18 protein-coding genes and 1 pseudogene are annotated in these 23,433 nt (G+C 72.0%); 4 read left to right on the plus strand and 15 right to left on the minus strand.

The genetic code is table 11. The features are described from left to right. Positions 1-74 precede the first annotated feature (74 nt). Genes AC5L36_RS28235 through prmC form a run of 5 tightly spaced genes read right to left on the minus strand, consistent with a single transcriptional unit; the run spans position 75 to position 3,738 of the window. Positions 75-929, minus strand: a complete 855-nt coding sequence (locus AC5L36_RS28235; protein ID WP_441221639.1) for a lytic polysaccharide monooxygenase auxiliary activity family 9 protein — start codon at positions 927-929, stop codon at positions 75-77. Next, positions 926-1,576 carry an L-threonylcarbamoyladenylate synthase gene (locus AC5L36_RS28240; RefSeq protein WP_441221641.1) on the minus strand — a complete coding sequence of 217 codons (651 nt, stop codon included), beginning with the start codon at positions 1,574-1,576 and terminating at the stop codon, positions 926-928. Before AC5L36_RS28240 ends, AC5L36_RS28235 begins: the two co-directional genes overlap by 4 nt. After that, on the minus strand, positions 1,573-2,193 hold the full coding sequence (locus AC5L36_RS28245; protein WP_441221643.1) for an arsenate reductase/protein-tyrosine-phosphatase family protein: 621 nt from the start codon (positions 2,191-2,193) through the stop codon (positions 1,573-1,575). The genes AC5L36_RS28240 and AC5L36_RS28245 overlap by 4 nt, the downstream gene beginning before the upstream one ends. 1 nt (position 2,194) lies before the next feature. Beyond that, positions 2,195-2,845 (minus strand): L-threonylcarbamoyladenylate synthase, encoded by a 651-nt coding sequence (locus AC5L36_RS28250; RefSeq protein WP_441221877.1) that lies wholly within the window; start codon positions 2,843-2,845, stop codon positions 2,195-2,197. Beyond that, complete coding sequence (gene prmC, locus AC5L36_RS28255; protein WP_441221879.1) at positions 2,845-3,738, minus strand: peptide chain release factor N(5)-glutamine methyltransferase; 894 nt, start codon at positions 3,736-3,738, stop codon at positions 2,845-2,847. Before prmC ends, AC5L36_RS28250 begins: the two co-directional genes overlap by 1 nt. An 88-nt stretch (positions 3,739-3,826) precedes the next feature. Between prmC and AC5L36_RS28260 the strand changes: the two genes are divergently transcribed. Further along, positions 3,827-5,380, plus strand: coding sequence for a diguanylate cyclase domain-containing protein (locus AC5L36_RS28260; protein WP_441221645.1), 1,554 nt, complete (start codon positions 3,827-3,829; stop codon positions 5,378-5,380). Positions 5,381-5,407: 27 nt separating this feature from the next. Here AC5L36_RS28260 and prfA read toward each other — a convergent pair whose 3' ends face one another. Together prfA and rpmE are read right to left on the minus strand one after the other, a co-directional pair. Next, positions 5,408-6,496 (minus strand): peptide chain release factor 1, encoded by a 1,089-nt coding sequence (gene prfA / locus AC5L36_RS28265; RefSeq protein WP_441221647.1) that lies wholly within the window; start codon positions 6,494-6,496, stop codon positions 5,408-5,410. A 78-nt stretch (positions 6,497-6,574) separates the two neighbouring features. Then, on the minus strand, positions 6,575-6,799 hold the full coding sequence (gene rpmE, locus AC5L36_RS28270) for a 50S ribosomal protein L31 (RefSeq protein ID WP_441221649.1): 225 nt from the start codon (positions 6,797-6,799) through the stop codon (positions 6,575-6,577). Positions 6,800-6,978: 179 nt separating this feature from the next. Between rpmE and AC5L36_RS28275 the strand changes: the two genes are divergently transcribed. After that, positions 6,979-7,875: a phosphatase domain-containing protein gene (locus AC5L36_RS28275; RefSeq protein ID WP_441221651.1), complete on the plus strand. Its 897-nt coding sequence runs from the start codon at positions 6,979-6,981 to the stop codon at positions 7,873-7,875. Positions 7,876-7,895: 20 nt separating this feature from the next. Here AC5L36_RS28275 and AC5L36_RS28280 read toward each other — a convergent pair whose 3' ends face one another. The 4 genes and pseudogenes from AC5L36_RS28280 to thrB form a co-directional block, all read right to left on the minus strand. Further along, positions 7,896-11,189, minus strand: coding sequence for a phosphodiester glycosidase family protein (locus tag AC5L36_RS28280; protein ID WP_441221653.1), 3,294 nt, complete (start codon positions 11,187-11,189; stop codon positions 7,896-7,898). Between the two features lie 65 nt (positions 11,190-11,254). Beyond that, positions 11,255-12,433, minus strand: coding sequence for a nitric oxide synthase oxygenase (locus AC5L36_RS28285; RefSeq protein WP_441221655.1), 1,179 nt, complete (start codon positions 12,431-12,433; stop codon positions 11,255-11,257). A 203-nt stretch (positions 12,434-12,636) separates the two neighbouring features. Beyond that, complete coding sequence (rho, locus tag AC5L36_RS28290; RefSeq protein ID WP_441221657.1) at positions 12,637-14,577, minus strand: transcription termination factor Rho; 1,941 nt, start codon at positions 14,575-14,577, stop codon at positions 12,637-12,639. A 218-nt stretch (positions 14,578-14,795) separates the two neighbouring features. Continuing rightward, positions 14,796-15,748 (minus strand): annotated as a pseudogene (gene thrB, locus AC5L36_RS28295) (homoserine kinase). Between the two features lie 35 nt (positions 15,749-15,783). Between thrB and AC5L36_RS28300 the strand changes: the two are divergent. Next, on the plus strand, positions 15,784-16,170 hold the full coding sequence (locus tag AC5L36_RS28300) for a hypothetical protein (RefSeq protein WP_441221659.1): 387 nt from the start codon (positions 15,784-15,786) through the stop codon (positions 16,168-16,170). A gap of 214 nt (positions 16,171-16,384) precedes the next feature. Here AC5L36_RS28300 and AC5L36_RS28305 read toward each other — a convergent pair whose 3' ends face one another. The 4 genes from AC5L36_RS28305 to AC5L36_RS28320 form a co-directional block, all read right to left on the minus strand. Beyond that, positions 16,385-16,564, minus strand: a complete 180-nt coding sequence (locus tag AC5L36_RS28305) for a type II toxin-antitoxin system antitoxin (protein ID WP_441221661.1) — start codon at positions 16,562-16,564, stop codon at positions 16,385-16,387. Positions 16,565-16,577: 13 nt separating this feature from the next. Continuing rightward, complete coding sequence (locus tag AC5L36_RS28310) at positions 16,578-17,450, minus strand: SPFH domain-containing protein (protein WP_441221662.1); 873 nt, start codon at positions 17,448-17,450, stop codon at positions 16,578-16,580. 48 nt (positions 17,451-17,498) lie between these two features. Continuing rightward, positions 17,499-18,728, minus strand: a complete 1,230-nt coding sequence (locus AC5L36_RS28315) for an MFS transporter (RefSeq protein WP_441221664.1) — start codon at positions 18,726-18,728, stop codon at positions 17,499-17,501. 136 nt (positions 18,729-18,864) lie between these two features. Then, a complete protein-coding gene (locus tag AC5L36_RS28320) occupies positions 18,865-22,050 on the minus strand; it encodes an efflux RND transporter permease subunit (protein ID WP_441221666.1) in 3,186 nt (1,061 codons plus the stop codon). A gap of 232 nt (positions 22,051-22,282) precedes the next feature. Here AC5L36_RS28320 and thrC point away from each other — a divergent pair, with 232 nt between their 5' ends. Continuing rightward, the gene (thrC, locus tag AC5L36_RS28325; RefSeq protein WP_441221668.1) at positions 22,283-23,332 is read left to right on the plus strand and encodes a threonine synthase; all 1,050 of its coding nucleotides are present in this window, start codon (positions 22,283-22,285) and stop codon (positions 23,330-23,332) included. Positions 23,333-23,433: the final 101 nt, after the last annotated feature.

The following is a 23,433-nucleotide window of genomic DNA, read 5'->3' on the forward strand; positions in this document are numbered from 1 at the left end:
CAAGACTTGCCACGACAGGCCCCGGTAAACCACGTCTGGGGCGGATTGTCAGGTAACTCTCAGCGGCACGCCCGTCAGGATCGCCGTCGGTGGAGGAGGACCGCGAAGAGCGCGCCGAGGACGACGATCACCGCCGCGCCACCGCCGATGAGCGGGAGGGCGCTGGTGCTGGAGACGGGCTCGGGAGCGGATGCCGGAGCTGGAGGCGCCTCCGTGGCGGTAGGTTTCTCCGCCTTCGCCGGCTTGGGCACGGGCTGTGCCGCGGGCTTCGCCGCCGGCTTCACGAAAACCACATCCGAGCACGAGTAGTACGTATCCGGAGTGCTCGAATTCTGCCAGATCGTGTAGATCAGGTGGCGCCCGCTCTTGTTCGCCGGCAGCGTCCCCTTCATCCGGTACGCACCGTCGCGGAACGCCGGGTCCGCCACCGACAGGAACGGCTTGCTCTCCAGGTCTGACCACGCCAGCGGCCGCTTCGGGTCGTAGCCGTCCCGGGTGACATAGAGCTTGAACGTGCCCTCGTGCCGGATGGTCCCCGCGTACGAGAACGCGAAGCTCGCCCCGGACGTCAGCCGCGTGGTCGGCCAGTCGGCACGGGCCAGGTCGAGCCCGGCGTACCGGTCGATGCCCGCGCTGCACAGCTTGCCGTCCGGGATCACCTCGCGGTCCCGCCCACCCACGTCCGGCAGGCGCAGATTGTCCCAGTCGGCCCACTGCTGCCGGCCGCTCGCCGCGAGCGCCGCCTCGCACGCCGCCGAGCCGGCGCTCGTGCCCTCGGTGCCACACGCGGCCAGCCGGCTCACCGGGTTGGTGAGCGCACCGTGTGCCTGGGCGGTGCCGGGCACGGCGAGCACCACCACCGCGGCCGCGGCGAGCGCGCAGAGCACCTTCACGGGCTGGGATACGTAGCCGGCGGCCGGACCGTTCAAAGCGCGGCGGCGATCTCCTCCGCGGTGACCGGCCCCGCGCGGAGCACCTCGGGTGCCGGGCCGGTCAGGCGCACGAGCGTCGAAGCGGCCGGGTAGCGCACCGCCGACTTGTCTTCCACCACCGGCACGTCGCGCGCGTCGCCCCAGGGCAGCTCGTCCAGCAGCTCCCGGTCGTACGGCCGGGTCTCCTCGCCGGAGCGGTTGAGGCTGGTGGCGGTCACCGGCGCGTCGAGGGTGGCGATGACCTGGAGCGTGGCCGGGTGGTCCGGCACCCGGATGCCCACCGTGCCGCCGAGCGTGACCATCTCGTCGGGCAGCGCGCCGGTCTGCGGCACCACCACCGTCAGCGGGCCGGGTGTGAAAGCGCCCATCACCCGCCGCGCCGCAGGCGAGAGCTCCGCGTAGCGCGCGGCCATGCCGATCGACGCGCAGGCCACGTGCATGGCGTGCGCGTAGTCACGCTCCTTGACGTCGAACGCCGCGCGCAGGGCGGGCAGCGAGGTCGCCAGCGCGGCGAGCATGAAGCCGGTCTCGGTGGGCAGCACGGCCAACCCACCGTCGCGCAGGCGCCCGGCCACGAACTCCGCGTCGGCGAGCCGCAGCAGCCCGGAGTGCGTGGACGGCGCGAGGACGTGGAAACGGGTCACTGGACCGCCTCCGGCATGATGGCGCGGGCGAGCGGGTCGACGGTGTCTTCGATCTCGTCGGCCACGCGGGTGAACGCCTGGTCGCCGCGGCCCCACGGGTCGTCAAGGTCGTCGGAGGCCAGGGCCGGTGAGCTGCCCCGGGCGGAGTTGACCGCCTCGACCAGCGCGACCCCCCGGTGGTACACGGCGTCGGGTGTCGGCTCCGCGGCCGGGAGGGCGGTGAGGTCGACGGTGCCGAGCAGGCGGCCGAACTCGCCGAGCACGAACGTGCGCGCGGCCGCGTCGGGGCGCAGCGCCACCACGTACTCCAGCTGGTCGGCCGTTGCCGTGAGGACGAGGTCGGCGGCGTCGATCAGGTCTGAGCGGAGCTTGCGGGCGAGGAATCCGTTGGTGTCTCCGCCGCGGGCCCGCACCTGGCGCGCGGCCGGCGGGTTCATCTCCTCGCCGGCGTGCCAGCCGCCGGTGCCGGCGCTGTGGCTGTGCAGCAGCTCCTCGGCCGGCGGGGCCGCGCCTACCTTGGCCAGCCGCTCGCGCACCGCCCGGTCGAGCAGCCGCTCGGCCATCGGGGAGCGGCAGATGTTGCCCATGCACACATGCAGGACCGTGAAGGGCGGCACGTCAGGACTCCGCGTCCTGGGCCACGATCTCCGGCGCGACGTCGCGGATCTTTTCGAACGGGATCGCGCCGGCGCGCAGCAGCCGCGGCACGTCACCGGTCAGGTCGACGATCGTGCTGGGCTCGGGGTCGACCGAGGCGCCCGCCTCCAGGTAGATCCGCACGGCGTAGCCGAGCTGCTCGCGGGCCTCCTCGGCGGTCTTCGCCGCCGGCTGGCCGAGCTTGTTGGCCGACGACACCGCCATCGGGCCGGTCTCCCGGAGCACCTCCAGCGCCACCGGGTGCAGCGGCATGCGCACCGCGACCGCCCCGCCGGTCTCGCCGAGGTCCCACTGGAGGCTCGGCGCGTGCTCCACGATGATCGTGAGAGCGCCCGGCCAGAACGCGTCGGCCAGGTCGCGGGCCAGCTTGGGCAGCATGAAGACCAGGCCGTCGAGCGTGTGGCGGGAGCCGACCAGCACCGGCGGGGGCGCCTGCGGGCCGGGGCCCTTGGCGTCGCGCAGGGCCGTCACCGCGTACGGGGTGAACGCGTCCGCGCCGATCCCGTACACCGTGTCGGTCGGGAGCACCACGAGCTCGCCGTTCTTGACCGCCTCGATCGCCGCGGCGATGCCTCGGTCGCGGTCGGCCAGCGACCGGCAGTCATAGAGCATCACGGTGTGCAGTCTGCCACGCGGGTGGCGGTCGCGTACCGCGGCCGGCCAGCCAGATCACGATGGTCTTCGATGTCGGTGAAGCATCCGCTCGCGTCGAGCAAGGCGGGCACCGCCGCACCGTGCGAATCGTCGTGTTCCACCCCGAAAACCCCACCCGGCCGGAGCAGCGCCGCCGCCCGCGCGATCACCGGCCGGATCACCGCCAGGCCGTCCCCGCCGGCGAAGACCGCGTCCTCCGGGTCGTGGCCGGCCACATCGGCGGGTACCGGCGCGCCGGCGGGCACGTAGGGCGGGTTGCAGAGCACGGCGCCCACCGTGCCGTCGAGGTCGGCGAGGACGGCCGGATCGGTGGCGTCACCCTCGACCACGTGGATCGGCGCGTCACCGGCGGCGGCCCGCGCCCCGGCGTTGCGGCGCAGCCAGGTCAGGGCGGCCGGGGAACGCTCGACGGCGTACACCCGGGCGCCGGGCACCTCGTTGGCCACCGCGAGCGCGATCGCACCCGAGCCGCTACACAAATCGACGACCGTCTCACCGACTGTTATCAAAGTGACCCCCCAGCCGGCCAGGAGCTCGGTCTCCGGCCGCGGTACGAAGACGCCGGGCCCCACCGCCAGCTCCAGGTGCCGGAACCCGGCACTGCCCACCAGGTGCTGCACCGGCTCACCGCCCGCGCGCCGGACCACGAGCGCCTCGAACTCCGCGAGCTGATTGTCCGTAAAGCCATCTATCAGGGCCAACCGCCCGCGAGGCACGCCGAGGACGTGCGCCGCCAGGATCTCAGCATCGACTCGAGCCGATGGCATACCTACTCTGGACAGGTCGTTTGTGGCACGGGAGATCACTTGCAACGCCCGTGTCCGATCCGTCCCTCCCGTGGGCTGTTCCATATGGCGTGTCACGAGATAATCATTGGACAGCGGGCCGACGCGACGGCTCGCGGGGGCGCCGGGGTCTTCCGGGGGTTAGGAGGCTTGTGTGAGTTGGCTCGACCAGGTCACCGACCAGGCCGAAACGCTCCGAAAGGCCCGCAGGCTGCAAGAAAGCAGCCGTTCCGCCGAGGCGTGCGTCCTGCTCGACCAGGTCCTCGCCACCACCGACGACCCGTTGACGCGCGCCGACGCCCTGGTGCAGCGGGTCGCCGCCTTGATAAACCTCGGCCGCACCGCGGAGTACAACGTGGCGGTCCAGATGGCGTTCGACGCTATCCGCGACCTCAGCGAGCCGCTCCTGCTGGGAAACCTGCACGCCCTCGCCGCGCTCGCCGCCCAGCACCAGGGCGCGCTGGAGCGGTGCGTGACCCACCTCGTGCACAGCGCCCGCGCGATGGCCACGGTCGAAGACGCCGACTGGGACACCGCCGTGGCGTGGAATGACCTGGCGATGGCCTACTCCTACCTCGGCTTCCACGGCCACGCGCTGGGCGCGATCGAAAAGGCGCGCCAGGTGGCCGCGGCCGCGGAGGTGACGCCGGAGACGTTCGCGGCGCCCGGCATCCGGCTGCGCAACGCGGTCGCGCTCGACCACAACGGCGACACCGACGGATGCCTGCGCGTCCTGCGCGACATCACCGCCGACGCCGAGCGCTTCCTCGACGGCGACGGCGCGGCGAGGCTCCGACCGAGCGGCCGCGCGGCGTACGGGTACGCGATCGCCCGCCGGGCCGCGCTGGGCGAGCCGCCCGAGTCCGCACGCCAGGCGGCCCGGCTGCTGTCCGACGGCGGCGACGGCGCCCGCGCCCGCGACCTGCGGATGCTCGGCGAGGTGTGCCTGGCGATGGCGTCCGGCCGCCCGATCGAGGCGCTCACCCGGCTGGAGACCGTGGCGGTGTCGAGCGAGACGCTGGGGCCGGCCGAGCACGCCCGCCTGCGCAGCCTCACCTACGCGCGGGCCGGCGACCACGCGGCCGCGCACCGGGCCGACCGGCACGCGTTCCGGCTCGCCGCCCAGCGCAGCGACCGCCTCCGCGACGTGTACGTCGAGGGCATCGCCGCCCGCCTCGACCACGAAGACATGCGGCGCGCCGTCTCGCGCTACGAAGACGAGGCGCTGACCGACCCGCTGACCGGCATGGCCAACCGCCGCCACCTCGAGCGTTACGTGGCGGCCATGGTCGCCCGCGGCGAGCGGGCCACGGTGGGCGTCTGCGACCTCGACGGCTTCAAGGCGGTCAACACCGCGCACGGCCACCTCTCCGGCGACCTTGTGCTCCAGCGCGTCGCCGGCGTCATCAACAGGGTCATGCGCCGCGGCGACTTCGTCGCCCGCTACGGCGGCGACGAGTTCGTGGTGGTCCTGCCCGGCGCCGGCATGGCCGAGGCGGCCGAGGTCGGCCGCCGCATCGGCGCGGCCATCGAGGCCGAAGAGTGGGAGTCGCTCGTGCCCGGCACCCCGGTGGGCGTGAGCGTCGGCTTCGCCGAGGTCAGCGCCTCGGCCAACCTGCGCGAGGCGCTCGGCACCGCCTTCGAGCTCGCCGACCGCGCGATGCTGATGTCCAAACCTGGCGCCCGCCCCCAGCCCGTCGCGTCCTAGCCAGCTCAAATCTTTGGTTTGAAGGGTTTAGGTCCGTTTGAGCTCGGTGTCGCCGGCCAGCCGGGCCTGGCGGTCGGCTTCCGCGAGCGCGTCCAGCAGGCCGTCCATGTCGCCGGCCAGCACGAGGTCCAGGTTGTACGCGGTGTAGCCGATGCGGTGGTCGGTGATCCGGTTTTGCGGGTAGTTGTACGTGCGGATCCGCTCCGAACGGTCGACGGTGCGCACCTGCGAGCGGCGGGCGTCCGAGGCGGCCGCGTCGGCCTCCTCCTGGGCGGCGGCGAGCAGCCGCGCGCGCAGGATCCGCATCGCCTGCTCGCGGTTTTGCAGCTGGCTCTTCTCGTTCTGGCAGGAGACCACGATGCCGGTGGGCAGGTGGGTGATCCGCACGGCCGAGTCGGTGGTGTTGACCGACTGGCCACCCGGGCCGGACGAGCGGAAGACGTCGATGCGCAGGTCGTTGGGGTCGATCGAGACGTCGACCTCCTCGGCCTCGGGCAGCACGAGCACGCCGGCCGCGCTGGTGTGGATCCGCCCCTGTGACTCGGTGACCGGCACCCGCTGCACGCGGTGGACGCCGCCCTCCCACTTCAGCCGCGACCACACGCCGTTGCCGCCCTCGGGGACGCCCTTGGTCTTGATCGCCACGGAGACGTCCTTGACGCCGCCCAGGTCCGAGTCCTGCGCCTCGATCACCTCGGTGACCCAGCCGTGCCGCTCCGCGTACCGCTGGAACATGCGCAGCAGGTCACCGGCGAACAGGGCGGACTCCTCACCGCCCTCGCCCGCCTTGATCTCCAGGATCACGTCCTTGGCGTCGTGCGGGTCGCGCGGGATCAGCAACTCCGCCAGCCGCTCCTCCAGTGCCGGCAGCTTGGCCGCGATCGCCTCGGCCTCCACCGCGAACGAGGGGTCTTCGGCGGCGAGCTCGCGGGCGGCCTCCAGGTCGGCGCGCGCCTGCTCCAGCTCGCCCGCGGCCTTGTGCAGCGGGGTGAGCGCGGCGAAGCGCCGGCCCACCCGCCGAGCCGTGTTCTGGTCGGCGTGGATGGCCGGGTCGGCGAGCCGCTTCTCCAGCTCGGCGTACTCGTCCAGCAGCCCGCTGAGGCGATCGGTGCTCATGTGCTTACCCCTCGCGTCCGGTGAATACAAAGAACGGCGCCCGCCCTCGAAACCGAGGGGCGGGCGCCGTCGGGGTAGCTACTTGGCCTTCTTGGCGGCAGCCTTGGCGTACTTCTGCTGGAACTTCGCGACCCGGCCGGCGGTGTCGAGCACGCGCTGCTTGCCCGTGTAGAACGGGTGGCACGCGCTGCAAGTCTCGACGTGGATCACGCCGTTCTTCGCCGTGCTACGGGTGGTGAAGGTGTTACCGCAGGAACAGGTGACCTCGGTCACGACGTACTGCGGGTGGATGTCGGGCTTCATGCTGCCTCGGTCCTTTCGTTGGTGGTCGCCGGGTCGCCATCGTCACGGACCGCCGCCTGAGGGCGGGCCGCTCCGGCGTGAACCGGAACCTTGGCCGATTGACCAGTGTGCCATGACTGGCCGATGGGTGGAACGCGGGGATCCCAGGTGGCATTCCCGGGCTGGCATGCTTGTAGACGATGCCGCGCTTGATCATTACGCGAGGGTTGCCCGCGTCCGGAAAGACCACGTTCGCGCGCAAACTCCAGCCCGGCGTGGTCCGGGTCAACCGCGACGACCTGCGCCGCATGCTCCACGGTGACCGGCTTTTCACCACGTGGGCCGAGGGGCAGGTCACCGCCGTGCAGCGGGCGCAGGTGGAGGCGCTGCTCCGCGCCCGTGCGGACGTCTGCGTCGACGACACCAACCTCTCGGCCCGGCTGGTGCGGGAGTGGGCCGAGATGGCCGCCCGGTTCGGCGCGACCTTCGAGGTGCACGACTTCACCGACGTACCGGTCGACGAGTGCGTACGCCGCGACGCCGACCGCCCCGAGTCCGAGCGGGTCGGCGAGGACGCGATCCGGCGGATGTACGAGCGGCACCTCGCGGGGCGCACGCTGCCCCTTCCTGTGCCGGACGTCACCCCCGGCCGCCCGGCCGTGGTCTACGACCCGCCACCCGGCGCCCCGAAGATCGTCCTTGTCGACATCGACGGCACGGTGGCGCTGATGGGCGACCGCAGCCCGTACGACATGAGCCGGGTCGGCGAAGACCAGCCCCATCACGCGGTGATCGCCGCGGTGCGGGCCATGCACGCCGCCGGCCACGCCATCGTGTACTGCACCGGGCGCGACGAAACCGCCCGCGCGGACACCGAGGCGTGGCTGGACCGCTACGTCGGCGTCCCGTACGAGGCCCTCTACATGCGCGACCTCTACGACTCCCGCCGCGACGCGGTGGTCAAGCGCGAAATCTTCGAGCACGAGGTCCGCGACCGCTACCACGTGGTCGGCGTCTTCGACGACCGCATGCAGGTCGTCAAGATGTGGCGCGAGCTGGGCCTGACGGTATTTCAGGTAGCGGAAGGCGACTTCTGACCCACGACTGCTCCTCCACGCTAGGCGGCCGCCTTTTGGGGTGCGGACAGGGTGACCGTCGCGCGGGCGGTCACCCCGTTCACCGTCACGGCGAGGACGACCGAGCCGCTCGACCGGAGCGCGACGAGCTCGCCCGTCGACGGGTCGAACCATGCCGAGTGCCACGGCCGGACGCCCCACGCGGATCCGATGTGGACGCTCGGCGAGGCGCTCCAGTCGGCGCTCACCGGCGGCGCCACCGGCACCTGCCGGCCGCTCTGGGCGACCACCGCCGCCACGTCGACCGGAGTGCCGCGCGGCGCCGTGGGCGGAGCGGTGACGGCGAGCGAGTCCACGTGCGCCTGGGTCTCCGCCACGACCTCGCCGCGCGCGTCGACGCCGAAGTGGGTCCAGCCGGTGAAGCCACCCAGGTGCGGCGCCGAAGACGGGCCCTTGCCCGAGTTGCCGTTGACGACATACGGCACGCCGTCGACCCGGTCGGCGTGGAACGTGCCCACGTGCGAGCCGACGAAGAGGGCGCTCTTGCCGGACCGGCGCTCGAAGTCGGCCAGCCAGTCCTCCAGCATCGCGGCCTCCTTGCGGTCGCCGAGCTGGCTCGCCTTGGCCGGCGTGGGGTCGCGCGGCGGGTGGTGGTGCAGCACGACCACTGACTTCACGCGGCGGTCGGTCCGGGCCGAGTCCAGCGCCTCGCGGAGCAGCTTCACCTGGTCGAACCCGCCGCCCCGCAACGTACCGGTCGAGGAGTTGAGGGTGACGAAGCGGACGCCCTTGTGGTCGAGTACGCGTGACGTGGCACCGAACACCGCCTGGAAGTTCGTGATCGGCGCACCCATGATCTCGTGGTTGCCGGGCACGTAGTAGTACGGCAGCTCGCCGCCCAGTTCCTCGTCGAGGATCCGCTTGGCGAGCGCGAAGTCCGCCTCGGTGGCGGTGTCGACGAAGTCGCCGTTGACGACCAGGAAGTCCGGCCGGGCCGCCTTGACCTCGCGGAGCGTGCGGCGGGCCTGCGCGACGAGGTCGCTGTCCGGGGCGGCCGCCACGAACTGGGCGTCGGACATCACCGCGAACCGCCACTGTGCACCGTCCACGGTGCCGTCGCGGATCACGACCTTGTCGGTGCGGAGCGGCACGGCGGGCTGCTGGATCGCCGGCGGCACCTTGGCGACGATGTCGTCCACGACGATCTCGGTGGTGTACTGGGCGTCCGGGCGGGTCTCGGCGACGTAGAAGCGGCGCACCCGCACGGGGTACTGCACGCCGGCCGGCACGGCCATCTCCACGTAGCGCCAGCCGGTCCAGGTCACCAGCGGGCCGCTCAGCACGTGCTGCTGGTCGAGCGCGTCGTGCAGGTGGAGGCGGGCCCACTCGCCCTTGCCGTTGCCGTAAATCCACATGCCGAACGCCTGCGGCTGTCCCGGCACCGCGATCCAGGCCGGCGGGTCGGCGTACGCCGCGCGGGTACCCGTGGAGAGGCTGAAGTCGTACGAGAGCTTGAGTCCGGTGCCGGTGTGGCCCGGCGCCGGGGCGACCGAGCCGGCGGCGCGGGCGTGGCTGAACTTCCAGGTCGCCGCGTCGTCGAACATCGCCACCGGCACGTCCTCCAGCCCCACGGTCACCGGAACGGCCACAGTGGACTGTCCGACGTGGAGGGTGACGATGCCGGCACCGACGTCCTTCTTGGCGCGCACCGTGAAGAAGCCGTTGCCGGAAGGCGACACGTCGAGCAGCGAGGTGTCGTAGTCGAGCCGCACGTCGGCCGGCTCGATCGGCGCGCTGTTGCCCTCGGCGTCATACCCGACCACGCCGAGCGTGCCCGCACCAAGCGCCGCCAAGCCGAGCCGCGAAGACGTCGCCTCGATGCGGTCCAGCGGACCGAGCACGCTGAGCTTGACGCTGCCGGACGCCCTTTCGCGAGACGCGGTCACGGTCGCGGTGCCGGGCAGGAGCGCGCGGAAGACGCCGTCGCGGCTCACGACCCCGTGCGTCGCCCGCCACGAAGGGGTACCCGATGCCGGGCCGTAGGTCTCGTCGTAGCCGGCGGCGGTCAGGCGGCGGGTGAGTCCGGGGAAGACGCGGTCGGGGTTGCCGCCGCGGACCGGCCCGGTGCCGGGTGCGGCGGCCGGGTCGGTGGCGGTCTCCACCCAGAAGCCGGCGAGCCGGCCGGAGCCGGCCGGGGCGTACAGCGCGAGGCCGTTCGGCACCGGCCGCTCGGAGCCGTCGGACGGGCTGTTCTCCACCTGCACCGCGGCCTGGCCGGGCTCGCGAGCCAGCAAAGTGGACGATCCACCGCCGTCGAGGTTGAGCGCGTTGTGCGCGCCCAGCTCCGCCATGAGGCGGCCGAGCTCGGTGAGCGTGACACCTCGGCTGTCCGCCTGGCGACCGTCGACGGTCAGCAGGTACATGCGGCGGCCGTCCCGGGAGAAGCCGACCGCGGTGCGTGGCTCGGGCGTGACGTCGCCGATGTCCTGCGGCACGCCGTCCTTGACGAGCACCTGGCGGCCGCCCACCGCCGCCTTGAGCGGGCCGCCGTCCGAGGAGCGGGGCGCGTACGACACGTCGACCGCGTCGCCCGGCTTGAGCGCCGCGAGCGCGTCGGCCCCGGCGTCGCGGCCGAGCAGCACCGTGGTGCCGGCGGGGATCGGGCCGCTGCCGGCCGCACCCGCGACCGAGGCGACCGCGCCGCCGCTCAGCGTGACCTCGGTGACCCGGGCCGCGCCCTCGACCGCCCGCTTCCGGTCGTACGAGCCCCAGAGTGCCGTGAACGCGCCGACGCCGCCCGGCTGCACCATGTTGTTGAACTGGGTCAGCGTCACCCGCGTGCCACCGGGCAGCACCGCCGTGCCGTCGAAGTAGACCTGGATCACCTTGCCGACACCTTCGGCCGTGATGCCGACGGCGTTGACGCTCCCCTGCACCGGCGACTGGATCAGCTGTCCACTCTGGATGCCGATGCCCTGCGCGGCGCCGGAGGCGTTGATGTCGAAGAAGTCACCGTTGACCGCGGCGACCGCGCGCGTGCGGTCGGCGGCCTTGCGCAGCGGCTCGGTCTTGGCGACCTCGCCCGAGTTGACGTAGTCGACGCTCAGCTTGCCGGACAGGTCGGCGGTGAGCGCGTCGGCGCGCAGCCACCCGGCGGCGTGGTAGCGGTCGAAGGATGTCAGCGTCAGCCCCGGCGCGACCGGCCGGGTGCGCTTGTCGGTTTCGATGTCGTCGAAGGCGTCGACGGCCGGTGGGGGCGCCGGCGCCGGAGCTGCCGCCGCCGGCGCCGGGACACCAAGGAGCACGATGAGAGCGAGAACAGCCACACGCCGCATGGCGGCCAGTCAACCTGATCTCGCATGGAACTTTCAATAGCTCCATGTCTAACTGAAAGAAAACTTCAGGCGGCGGCCGCGACCAGCGCGGGTCGCACCCCGGCCCCGCGGGCCAGCGCCGCCGCCCCGGGGTCGAGGTAGAAGTTCGGGCGCTGGTCCGCTTCGTGGTAGTACCGGTGGAAGACCGCTGTGGCGCCGCCGGACATCGGCGGCACGATCCAGGTCCAGTCCGCCGGCACCGGCCGCCCCGCCTTCTCCTCGTTGCGCATGTGGGCGAGGAAGCGTCCCGACTCGGTGTGGTGGTCGGAGATCTTCACACCGGCCTGGGCGAACGACCACAGCACGGCCCGGTTGAGCTCCACCAGCGCGCGGTCCCGCCACAGCGTCGCCTCGTGCGACGTGTCCAGGCCGAGGCCGCGAGCCACCACGGGTAGGAGGTTGTACCGGTCCGGGTCGGCGAGGTTGCGGGCCCCGATTTCGGTGCCCATGTACCAGCCGTTGAACGGCGCCAGCGGGTAGTCCACGCCGCCGATCCGCAGCCGCATGTTGGAGATGGCCGGGATCGCGTGCCACCGCACGCCCAGGCGCTCGAACCAGCCCAGCTCGGGGTGCGTGATCGGCACCTCCAGCACGGCCCGCTCAGGCAGCTGGAAGAGGCGCGGACCCTCGCCCGGCGACTCCACCACGATCGGCAGTACGTCGAACGGCCCTCCCGAGCCCCGCCACCCCATCTCGCGCATCGCGTCGGTGAACGGGACGTACCGGGGATCGCCGACGACGCCTCCCTCAGTGCGGTAGCCGGCGTACCGGATGAGCTGCTCGTTCCACACCCGGGCGTACGGGCGGCCCGGTCTCGCCGGCGCGAACACCGAGATGACCGGACGGATGGCACTCCCGCCGCCGGCGACCTTCAGGTGCCGGACCAGGAGCCGGAAGATCTCGTCCGCGGTGTGCGCGCGGCGCCGGTCGAGCACGGTGAGGCTGCGCCAGTACAGGCGGCCGATGCACCGGCTCGCGTTGCGCCAGGCCACTTTCGCGCCCCAGACGAGCTCCTCGGATGTGTGCCTGTACGTCCCCGTGGCGGCGATCTGCGCGCGGACCACCGCGAGTCGGGGCTCCACCGGGCCGAGCCTGGGCTGCTCGGTGTAGCAGAGCCGGAGAAACTCCTCGGCTTCCATGGGATCTGCCGGCGAGGTCGGATCCCACTCTTCGGCGGGCACGTTTCTGTAGCCCGGCACCGTCATCTGCGCCTCCTCAGCTGACGTCCGTACCCCCCTCGTGAGTCACCAGAGGACGTGGTGACGGGCGGAGTGTGAGGACGTTTTCACGCGGAGTCACGCAGAAGTCGCACGGTGTGTGCGATCGGCCGGTTCGTGTCGTACCGCCGACAAAAAGCTTGCGCCCCGGCCAAGCTTCCGCTGGCCGGGGCGCGCGCAGTAGAGGGCTGCTACTCCCCCGGGGTCGACTTCGCGATCTGCATGAGGAACTCGATGTTGGTCCGCGTCTGCTTGAGGCGGTCGAGCAGCAGGTCGAGTGCGGCCTGCGACTCCAGCGAGTGGAGCACCTTGCGCAGCTTGTGCGATATCGCCAACTCCTCCGGCGCGAGCAGGATCTCTTCCTTACGCGTGCCGGACGGGTTGATGTCGATCGCCGGGAAGACGCGCTTGTCGGCGATCTTGCGGTCGAGCTTGAGCTCCGCGTTACCCGTGCCCTTGAACTCCTCGAAGATGACCGTGTCCATCATGGACCCGGTCTCCACCAGCGCGGTGGCGAGGATGGTCAGCGAGCCGCCGTTTTCGATGTTGCGGGCGGCGCCGAGGAAGCGCTTCGGCGGGTAGAGCGCGGTCGAGTCGATACCACCCGACATGATCCGGCCGCTCGCCGGTGCCGCCAGGTTGTACGACCGGCCGAGCCGGGTCACCGAGTCGAGCAGCACGACCACGTCGTGGCCCAGCTCGACAAGGCGCTTGGCCCGCTCGATCGCGAGCTCGGCGACCGTCGTGTGGTCCTGCGGCGGGCGGTCGAACGTGGCCGCGATGACCTCGCCCTTGACCGACCGCTGCATGTCGGTGACCTCTTCGGGCCGCTCGTCGACGAGCACGACCATGAGGTGGCACTCGGGGTTGTTGCGGGTGATCGCGTTGGCGATCGCCTGGAGCACCATCGTCTTACCCGCCTTCGGCGGCGAGACGATCAGCGCGCGCTGGCCCTTGCCGAGCGGCATGACGAGGTCGATGACCCGTGTCGTCAGGATGTGCGGCTCGGTCTCCAGCCGCAGGCGCTCCTGCGGGTAGAGCGGGGTCAGCTTGTAGAACTCGGGGCGCCGCCGCGCCTCGTCCGGGTCCATGCCGTTGATGGTGTCCAGCCGGACCAGCGGGTTGTACTTGTCGCGGCGCTGCTCGCCATCGCGGGTGGCGCGCACCGCGCCGGTCACCGCGTCGCCCCGGCGCAGGCCGTACTTTTTGACCTGCGACATGGAGACGTAGACGTCGTTGGGCCCCGAGAGGTAGCCGGTCGTGCGGACGAACGCGTAGTTGTCGAGGACGTCGACGATGCCGGCGACCGGCACGAGCACGTCGTCTTCGGTCACCTGCGGCTCGTTGCTCCCGCCGCCACTGCTGCTGCCGCCCTCGCTCCGCTCGCCACGGCCGCGCCGGCGGTCACGGAAGCGGCTGCGCCGGCTCCGCCGGCCACCGCTCTCATCGCCGTCGTCGTCGCCGTCGCGGTCACGATCACGGTCGCGCTCGTTGCGCTGCTCGGCCCGGTCGCCGCGGTCACCGCGGTCGCTGCGCGGGCCGCGCTCGTTGCGGTCGCGGTTGTTACGCGACTCGCGGTCACCCCGCTCGTTGCGCTCGCCCCGCTCGCCCCGCTCGCCCCGCTCGCCCCGGTCACCGCGGTCGCTCCGCTCGGCGCGCTCCGTCTCGTCGGAAGCACCGTCGCCGCGGGACTCCGGCGGACCCGCCGGCCGCGAGGCCCGGCGCGAACGCGGCTCGCGCTCCTCGCCGTCGGACGACGGCTCGGGAGATGTCACGGTCGATGTCACGGTCACGGGCGCGTCGCCGCCACGACGCTCGGTGTCGGTGGTGTCGGGCACCTCGGCCCGAACCTCTTCGCGAACCGGCGCGGCCGCGGCCGCGACCTCGGCCCGCTGGCGCGGTGCACCCGCACCGTCGGCCCCGCCGCCCTGGCGCTCGGAAATGGCGGCGACCAGCTCGCCCTTTCGCATCCGGGCCGTACCGGAGATGCCGAGCGACGCGGCCAGGCTCTGGAGCTCCGGCAACAGCATCGCCGACAGCCCCGTGCCGCGGCGCGCACGGCGCGCGGTGCCGGTGGCGGCCTGGTCAGCGACGTTGGTGACATCCGACGTCACGTCGGTGGTGTCGCTCAATGGATTCCTTCCCTCGATAGGCCGGGGCTGCCCGGATCGACGATCCTCTGGTGGCCGGGCGGCCTCGGTGCACCCGCCTCACGTAACAGGGCGGGAGTTTGTAACACAGCAGCGGTGGGCCTAAGCAGCGGATAAGACGAACTGACCGCCGAAAGCTTCGGGGTGCGCCGCCACGCAGAGATCTATTGCCTCGCGACTGTGCTAGGGCCAGAGCGTAATCAACTCATCGGACCTGCGGCAACAGTGGTCCGCTCGGCGTGTCCCAGTGTACCCCCTCAACGCGGGCCCCGGTGACATCTACTCCCAACCGTTGTGCCGCCCAACCCATTCCCGGTGCGAAATCTTCCGGCACCGGTGACAGCGCGAGCACGGAGGGTCCCGCCCCGCTCACCACAGCCGCCACACCCGCCTCACGCAACGCCGTGACCAGGGCAAACGTCGCCGGCATGCCGGGAGCGCGGTAGTGCTGGTGCAGCCGGTCCTCGGTCGCCGGCAGCAACAGCGCCGGGTCTTCGGTCATCGCGTGGACCAGCAACGCGGCCCGGCCCGCCGACCGCGCGGCGTCCGCGTGCGGCACCGTCGCCGGCAACGCCGCCCGCGCCTCCGCGGTCAACCCGCGGTCCGCGGGCACGAAAATCGTCGGCTGTACGACCTGCGACGGGCGCCGGGTCACGGCGAAAGCGCCCGCATCGTCCGTCCACGCGATGGTGAAGCCGCCAAGAAGGCAGGGTGCCACGTTGTCGGGGTGGCCCTCGATGCCGGCGGCGAGGCGCAGCGCCGCGGCGTCGTCCATCCGACGCTGCCCGTCGACGACAAGCCCGCGGGCGAGCTGGATGCCGGCGACGATCGCCGCCGACGAGGAGCCGAGACCGCGCGCCTGCGGGATGCGGTTGAGGCACGACACGGCCAGACCCGGCGGCCGGCCGCCCAGCTCGTCGAAGGCCGCGAACATCGCGTGTACCACGAGGTGGGACGCGTCCGTCGGCAACTCGCCGGCGCCCTCGCCGCTCACCTCGACCGCCACGCCGCCGTCGACGACCCGCGCCGAGACCTCGTCGTAGAGCGCCAGCGCGAGCCCGAGCGCGTCGAAGCCGGGGCCGAGGTTGGCACTGGTGGCCGGGGCGTGTACGCGCACGTCGCCGGGGACGAAGGAGGGAGCCACGGGGGCCATGGTAGGGCCTTGATCGGCGTTCCTAGGGTGGCTCCGTGGACGAGTTCGCGTACGTCGCCATCCAGTTCGTGGCACAGCTCCCCGCGCTGATCGTGCTCGTGGTCGGCCTCGTGCTGGTAGCCACCCGCCGCCACACGCTCACGAGCCGGGCCCGCGCCCTGGCGACATCCGGCTGCGCGGTGCTGCTCGCCGGCATCCTCCTCGGCGTCGCCTGGACCAGCAGCTACATCTGGGTCTACGCCGACGGCGACTTCAACGCCCGCGAGTTCGGCCTGATCACGGCGGCGGTGGGCCTGGTCCTCACGCTGATCCACGCCACCGGCCTGGCCCTCGTCATCGCCGCCGTCCTGGCCGGCGCCCGCCCTGCCGCCCCACCGGCGTTTCCCATGCCTCAGGACGACCGGCACATCCAGGCGCTCTGACCATATTTACCCCCGTCCGCGTCACCTGCGGACCGCATGCTCCCGCGGGCCGCCGGGCCCGCGGTGCAAGCCCCACCGCCGCCTTGTCCCAAGAGGGCAGCCCTCTTGGGCGTGAATTCCGCGGAGGGCTCCCGTATCCCCGGCCAGACAGGTGAACGGCAGCCCTCTTGGGGCCAGGCCGGGGGGCGCGCGGCGCGGCGTCGAGCCGCGGGCGCTAGTCGTCGGTGGGGTCCGGGGGTGGACGGCGCGGTGAGCGGCCGGTCTGCTTCAGGGCCAGGCGGAGCGCGAACTCGATCTGGGCGTTGACGCTGCGCAGGTCGTCGGCGGCCCACCTGGCCACCGCGTCGTAGACGTCGGGGTCCAGCCGGAGCAGGAGTTTCTTGCGCTCGGGCATGAGTTTCCTCGGGTCAGCCGTACAACGAGCCCGTGTTGACCACCGGCTGGGCGGCACGGTCGCCGCAGAGCACCACGAGCAGGTTGGCGACCATCTGCGCCTTGCGCTCCTCGTCGAGCTCGACGACATGCTCGTCGCGGAGTCGGTCGAGGGCGTTGGAGACCATACCCACGGCGCCCTCCACGATTTTGAACCGGGCGCTCACGATCGCGCTCGCCTGCTGCCGGGCCAGCATCGCCTGGGCGATCTCCGGCGCGTACGCCAGGTGGGTGGTGCGGGACTCGAGCACCTCGACGCCGGCCAACTCGACCCGCTCACGCAGCTCCTGGGTCAGCTCCTCGCTCACCACCGAGCTGTCCCGCAGGCTGGCCCGCCCGCTGTCGTGCGCCTCGTACGGATAGCTGGTCGCCATGTGCCGCACGGCCGCCTCGGACTGCACCGCCACGTACTCGACGTGGTCGTCCACCGCGAACGCGGCCTTGGCCGAGTCGACCACCCGCCACACGACGACGGCCGCGATCTCCACCGGATTGCCGTCCGCGTCGGAGACCTTGAGCCGCGCGGTCTCGAAGTTGCGCACGCGGAGCGTGACGCGCCGCTTGGCGGTCAGCGGCAACGTCCAGTGGAAGCCGGCCACGCGGATGCTGCCCACGTACCGCCCGAAGAACTGCACCACCTGGGCGTCATTGGGGTTGACGACGGTAAATCCGGTCGCCGCCACGGCGGCGACCACCGCGTATGCCGTCGAGACGGCGGTAATGCTCAGCGCCGTCGAGCTGTCCGAACCGCCCGACGTGGCGAGGATCGCCACCAGCCCGACAACGGCGAGCACGAACAGGGCTGCTACGGCGGCGAACCCGGAAACCCGGAAAGCCGGTCTCTCCATGACGACTCCCGACAACCTCGATAGCAAAGTGATATCACTACGATAGCGTCAGGGAGCTTCCTCCGCCACGGCGGGTGCGGCCAGGCCGCGCGTGGCGATGCGCCAGCCGACCGCGTACACGAGGGTGACCGTCGCGCAACCGGCGATCAGCGCCCGCCCGTCGACGTGGTCGACCAGCGCGGCGACGGCGAGCTGGCTGACCGAGATGGAGAGCGTGGCGAGCATCAGGTCGGCGGCGAAGACCCGGCCCCGCAGGCGGTCCGGCACCTCGCCCTGGAGCGCGAAGTTGGACAGGATCCAGTTGGTGCCACCGGCGAAGTGCGCGGCGAAGACCAGCGCCAGCACGAGCGGAAACCACGGCGCGATGGCGACGCCCAGGTAGGCGAGGCCGTACGCGGACATCGAGATCGCCAGGCCGGGCAGCAGCCACGAGCGGTGGCCGAGCACCTTGCGCATCGTGAGCGGGCCGACCAGCGCGCCCGCGCCGCGTACGCCGAAGAGCAGCCCCGCGCCCACCGCGCCCGCGCCGAAGCGGCCGGCCAGCAACGGGAAGACGGTGAGCACGCCGTTGCCCAGCCCGACCGCGGACTTGACCGTGACGAGCGCCAGCACGCGCGGCCGGTGGGCGATGTACGCGAGCGACTCGCGGATCGCGGTCCAGGTACGCGGGTGGACCTCGGCGCTCTCCCGCGGCGCCTGAAGGGGCCGGCGGATCCGCCACTCCAGTCCGGCGGCCACGGCCAGGCTGGCCGAGGCGACCCAGAAGCATGTGTACGGGCTGAACGCCGCGCTCAGCACCCCGCCCAGCGACGCGCCGACGACGGCCATCGTGCCCCACGCCGAGCCGGCGACGGCGTTGGCGGCGGCGAGATCTTCGGGGTCCACGACGTTGGGGAGCGCGGCCTGGGCCGCCGGCGAGTAGAACGCCTTGGCCACCGCCAGCGCCCCGATCGCCCCGAGCGCCAGCGCCGCCGCGCCCGCACCTCGCACGGTCTGGAGCAGCATTACCGCGAGCAGCGCGGCGATGTTGGAGATGACGAGCAGCTTCTTCCGGTCGAACCGATCCGCGACCGTGCCGGTCACCGGTAACAGCAGCGCGACAAGCCCGGTGTCGACGGCCAGCACCAGCCCGCCCCAGACGCCGCTGCCGGTCAGCTCCGGCAGGAGGACCAGCAGCGGCACCATGACGAACCAGTCGGCGCCGAAAACCACGAGCTCGGCGACGAAGAGGTTACGGAAGTCGCGGTTGCGCGTAAGGACCGAGAGGGGAGACGCCACGTACGCAAACGTTACTGTGCCGCCTGATTCGCTCGCTCGTGCGGCGCCCAAGGCGACGTCTTCCTCCACCACCCCGAAACCCCGACTACGTCGGCGGGGCGGCTCCGTCCAGACGCCGCCGCGCCAACTCGCTCGCTTACTGGGTCGGTTTTTTGATCTTTGGTAGGCGAAGCACCTCGAACTGGTCGGTGCCCTCGATCAGTGCGGCCGAGGGCTTGGCCGGCGGCGGCGCGACGAGCGGCTCGTGGCCGTTGCGCGGCGCCGGACCGACGAAGGCGACCTCAGGCCGGCGGAACCGCTCCTTGAAGCTCTCCACCATCGTGTACAGCGTCGGCACGAGCACCAGCGTGAGCAGCGTGGAGCTGATCAGGCCGCCGATGACCACGATCGCGAGTGGCTGCGAGATGAAGCCGCCCTCGCCGGTGAGTCCCAACGCCATCGGCAGCAGCGCGAAGATGGTGGCGATCGCGGTCATGAGGATCGGCCGCAGCCTGCGCCGCCCGCCCTCGACGACCGCCTCCAGCACCGGCATGCCCTGCTGGCGGTACTGGTTGATCAGGTCCATCAGCACGATCGCGTTGGTGACCACGATGCCGACGAGCATGAGGACGCCGATCAGCGCGGGCACGCCGAGCGGGGTGCCGGTGACCAGCAGCAGGGTGATCGCCCCTGTCGCCGCGAACGGGATCGACACAAGCAGGATGAACGGCTGGATCAGGCTGCGGAACGTCGCCACCATGATCAGGAAGACGATCGCGATCGCGGCGAGCACGGCCAGCCCGAGGTCCGCGAACGCCTCCGCCTGGTCGGCGCTCACCCCACCGATCTGGTACGTGGCGCCCGGCGGCAGGTCGAGCCCCTCCAGGCGCTCGGTCAGCGCGGCGGTCGTGGCGCCCACGTTGGAGCCGGTCGCGGTGCCGGTGACGGTGGCACTGCGCTCGCCGTCGATCCGGGTGATCTCGACCGGCCCGGAGACCTCGTCGACGTCGGCGACGTCGTCGAGCCGGAAGGTGCCGATCCGGTACGACCGCAGCGCCTCCACGGTGGCCGGCGGGTTGGGGTTGGTGACCACCACGTCCTGCTGCACCCCGTCGAGCGCCACCTGGCCCACCGGTGCGCCGCGCATGATCTGCGCGACGAGCTGGCCGATCGCCTGCTCGGTGAGGCCCACGCGGGCGGCGGTGGCCCGGTCGACCACCACGTCGAGGCGCGGCACGTCGGCCGAGAGGCTGGTGCTCACTTGGTCGACGTCCGGCGTCCCCGCCATCGCCTCGCGGACCTGGTCGGTGGCCCGCGCCAACGTCTCGGTGTCGGCGGCCTGGACGATCACCTGGAGCTCGTCGGCAGAGGCGCCACCCGGCCCACCGCCGCCACCGCCCACGGTGATCTCTCCGGGCCCGGTCAGCCGCTCCCGCAGCTCGTCCTGCACGGCACCGGAGTCGACCCCGTCCTTGACGGTGACCGAGAAGCTCGCCGCGGTGACCCCGCCGCCCTCCCACGGCGCGCCGCCCCCGCCGGCGGTCACCTGGTACGACTCGATGTCGTCCCGGCCCGCCAGCACGCCCTCCACCTGCCGCGCGGCCGCGTCGGTGGCGTCCATGCTGGTGCCCGGCGGCAGCTCCTGGCTGATCACGAACGTGTCCTGGCCGGAGTCGTCCAGGAAGTTGGTCTTCAGCTGCGTCGAGAGCCCGAACGTGCCGAGCAGCACCGCCAAGCCGATGCCCACCGTGGCCCACCGCCGCCGGGTGGCGAAGCTGATCACCGGCAGGTACGCGAGCTGAAGGAAGCTGTGCCGCTCCCGCTCCTCGGCGGCCCGGCGCACGCTCGCCTCGTCGCCGGCGCCGGTGGCCGGGCGGAGGAACCAGTACGCCAGCACCGGGATGATCGTGAGCGAGACGAGCAGCGACGCGAGCAGCGCCACGGTCACCGTGATCGCGAACGGCGCGAAGAGCTGCCCCACGAACCCGCCGACGAGCGCGATCGGTGCGAACACCGCCACCGTGGTGAGCGTCGACGCGGTGACCGCGCCGGCCACCTCCTTCACGCCGTCGAGGATCGCGCGGCGCTTGTCCTCCCCGTACCCGAGATGGCGTTTGATGTTTTCCAATACGACGATCGAGTCGTCGACCACCCGCCCCACCGCGATCGTGAGCGCGCCGAGCGTGAGCAGGTTGAGCGAGTAGTCGCCGACCCACAGCGCGATCAGCGCGACGAGCACCGACAGCGGGATCGACACGGCGGTAACCAGCGTCGAGCGCACCGACAGCAGGAAGACAAGGATCACCAGGACGGCCATCAGCAGGCCGAGCAGTCCCTCGGTGGTGAGGCTGTCGATCGACTTTTCGACGAACGGCGCCTGGTCGAACACCACGGTCAGCGCCGCGCCCCCGCTCTCGCCGAGCGCCGCGAGCCGGTCGCGGATCTCGTGCGAGATCTCCACCGCGTTGCCGTCGGGCGCGGCGGTGACCGCGATGCCGAGGCTGTCCTGCCCGTTGGTGCGGGTGAACCCGGTCGGCGGCGCGAGGCCCGGCTCGACCACCGCCACCGCGCCGAGCTGCACGGGGCGGGCGCCGGGGCCGGGTGCCAGCCACAGCTCGCGCAGCTGGTCGATGGTCGCGATCGGTGTACCCACCTGGATCGTGCGCGTCTTGTCGTCGGCGGTGAGCCCGCCCGCGGGGATGGCCACGCCGTTGGCCTGGAGCGCCGCGCCGATGGCACGGGCGTCGAGGCGCGCGGCGGCCATCTTCGCCGGGTCGGGCGTGACGGTCACGACCTGGTCGCGGGCCCCCGTGATCTCGACCGTGCGAACGCCGTCGATCCCCTCCAGCTCGGGCACGACCGTGCGCTCCAGACGGTTGGCCAGCTCCTTCTGGTCGCCTCCCCCGGCGTTCGACGCGGCCAGCACGATCGCCGGCAGGTCGTCGGTGCTGCCCGCGAAAACCTGCGGCTCCACCCCGTCGGGCAGCTGCGGTTCCACCCTGTTGAGCGCGGTCTGGAGCTTGTTGACCGCGTCGTCGAGGTCGGTGCCGAACTCGAACTCGACCTGGATGCTCGCCGAGCCCTCGCTGGACGTGGAGGTCACCTTGCTGAGGCCGGCGATGCCCTGCACGCCGTTTTCGATCGGCTCGGTCACGCGCTGCTCGACGATCTCCGGCGCGGCACCCGGGTAGGGCACCACCACGAACGCCGCGGGAAACTCCAGCGAAGGCAGCAGCTGCTGCTTCAGCGAGGGGATGGCGAACGCCCCGAACGCGGTGACGACCACCGCGACGAGCGCGACCAGACCGCGGTTGGCAAGGCTGAGTCTGGCGAACAACGACATGTCGGAGCTCACTCCAAGGGGTGGGGAAACGCACGAGGGATGCGGCGCTCACCTTAGCGGTCGTCACTCTGGTGCGGTCTAGGACATCCGGCCTCACCTGCCCCCTCCGTCTCGCTTTTCACTCTTTCCGTGGGCGACCCGTCCCGGTAGGTGGTTATTGGCCGGCCGGGGAACACCCGCGCGCGCGAGGGTGGGGCATCCTGGACCTGCGACGCGAGACAGGAGAATCGCCATGTGGCGGGGTCTTATAGAGCAGTACCGGGACCGCCTACCGGTCACGGAGTCCACGCCGGTCGTCACGCTGTACGAGGGCAACACGCCGCTCGTGCCCGCTCCCGTGCTTTCCTCCCGGCTGGGCTGTGACGTCTATTTGAAGGTAGAGGGGGCCAACCCGACCGGCTCGTTCAAAGACCGGGGCATGACGCTGGCCGTTTCCAAGGCGGTCGAGAGCGGCTCCAAGGCGATCATCTGCGCCTCGACCGGCAACACCTCGGCCTCCGCCGCGGCGTACGCGGCACGCGCCGGCCTCACCTGCGCGGTGCTCGTGCCGCAGGGCAAGATCGCCCTCGGCAAGCTGGCGCAGGCACTCGTGCACGGCGCCCGCCTGCTCCAGGTCAGCGGCAACTTCGACGACTGCCTGTCGCTCGCCTCGAAGCTCTCGCTCGACTACCCGGTGGCGCTGGTCAACTCCGTCAACATCGACCGCATCCACGGCCAGAAGACCGCCGCCTTCGAGATCGTCGAAGCGCTCGGCGACGCGCCCGACATCCACTGCCTGCCGGTCGGCAACGCCGGCAACATCACCGCCTACTGGCTGGGCTACCAGGAAGACCTCGACGAGGGCAACGCCACGCGCGCGCCGAAGATGTACGGCTTCCAGGCGTCCGGCGCGGCCCCGATCGTCACCGGCAAGGTGGTCCCCGAGCCGTCCACGATCGCGACCGCCATCCGCATCGGCAACCCGGCGAGCTGGACCAAGGCGGTCGACGCCCGCGACGCGTCGGGCGGCCTGATCGCCGCCGTGACCGACCGCCAGATCCTCACCGCCTACCGGATCCTCGCCCGCGAGGTCGGCGTCTTCGTCGAGCTGGCGAGCGCGGCCAGCGTCGCCGGCCTGCTCCAGGAAGCCGAGGCCGGCCGTGTCGCCCGCGGCTCCACAGTGGTCTGCACGGTCACCGGCCACGGCCTGAAGGACCCCGAGTGGGCCATCTCCACCGCCCCGTCCCCCACGACCATCCAGCTCGACGTGCTCGCCGCCGCGCGGGCCCTCGACCTCGCCTAGAGGATCTTCCAAACCCGGAGATTGCGAGCTACCGCGACGTCCGCGGTGGTCCCGACCGCTGCTCCCGCGGCCTCGCCCGTCCGCCGCTGGCAAAGCTCACC

The organism is Phytohabitans sp. LZ39 (assembly GCF_059359075.1).

Coding starts and splice junctions, on each gene's coding strand:
- AC5L36_RS28250 (WP_441221877.1), bottom strand. CDS start 2,845: ATGCTCTATGACTGCCGGTCGCTGGCCGACCGCGACCGAGGCATCGCC.
- prmC (WP_441221879.1), bottom strand. CDS start 3,738: ATGGAACAGCCCACGGGAGGGACGGATCGGACACGGGCGTTGCAAGTG.
- prfA (WP_441221647.1), bottom strand. CDS start 6,496: ATGAGCACCGATCGCCTCAGCGGGCTGCTGGACGAGTACGCCGAGCTG.
- rpmE (WP_441221649.1), bottom strand. CDS start 6,799: ATGAAGCCCGACATCCACCCGCAGTACGTCGTGACCGAGGTCACCTGT.
- AC5L36_RS28275 (WP_441221651.1), top strand. CDS start 6,979: ATGCCGCGCTTGATCATTACGCGAGGGTTGCCCGCGTCCGGAAAGACC.
- AC5L36_RS28280 (WP_441221653.1), bottom strand. CDS start 11,189: ATGCGGCGTGTGGCTGTTCTCGCTCTCATCGTGCTCCTTGGTGTCCCG.
- AC5L36_RS28285 (WP_441221655.1), bottom strand. CDS start 12,433: ATGACGGTGCCGGGCTACAGAAACGTGCCCGCCGAAGAGTGGGATCCG.
- AC5L36_RS28305 (WP_441221661.1), bottom strand. CDS start 16,564: ATGCCCGAGCGCAAGAAACTCCTGCTCCGGCTGGACCCCGACGTCTAC.
- AC5L36_RS28310 (WP_441221662.1), bottom strand. CDS start 17,450: ATGGAGAGACCGGCTTTCCGGGTTTCCGGGTTCGCCGCCGTAGCAGCC.
- AC5L36_RS28320 (WP_441221666.1), bottom strand. CDS start 22,050: ATGTCGTTGTTCGCCAGACTCAGCCTTGCCAACCGCGGTCTGGTCGCG.
- thrC (WP_441221668.1), top strand. CDS start 22,283: ATGTGGCGGGGTCTTATAGAGCAGTACCGGGACCGCCTACCGGTCACG.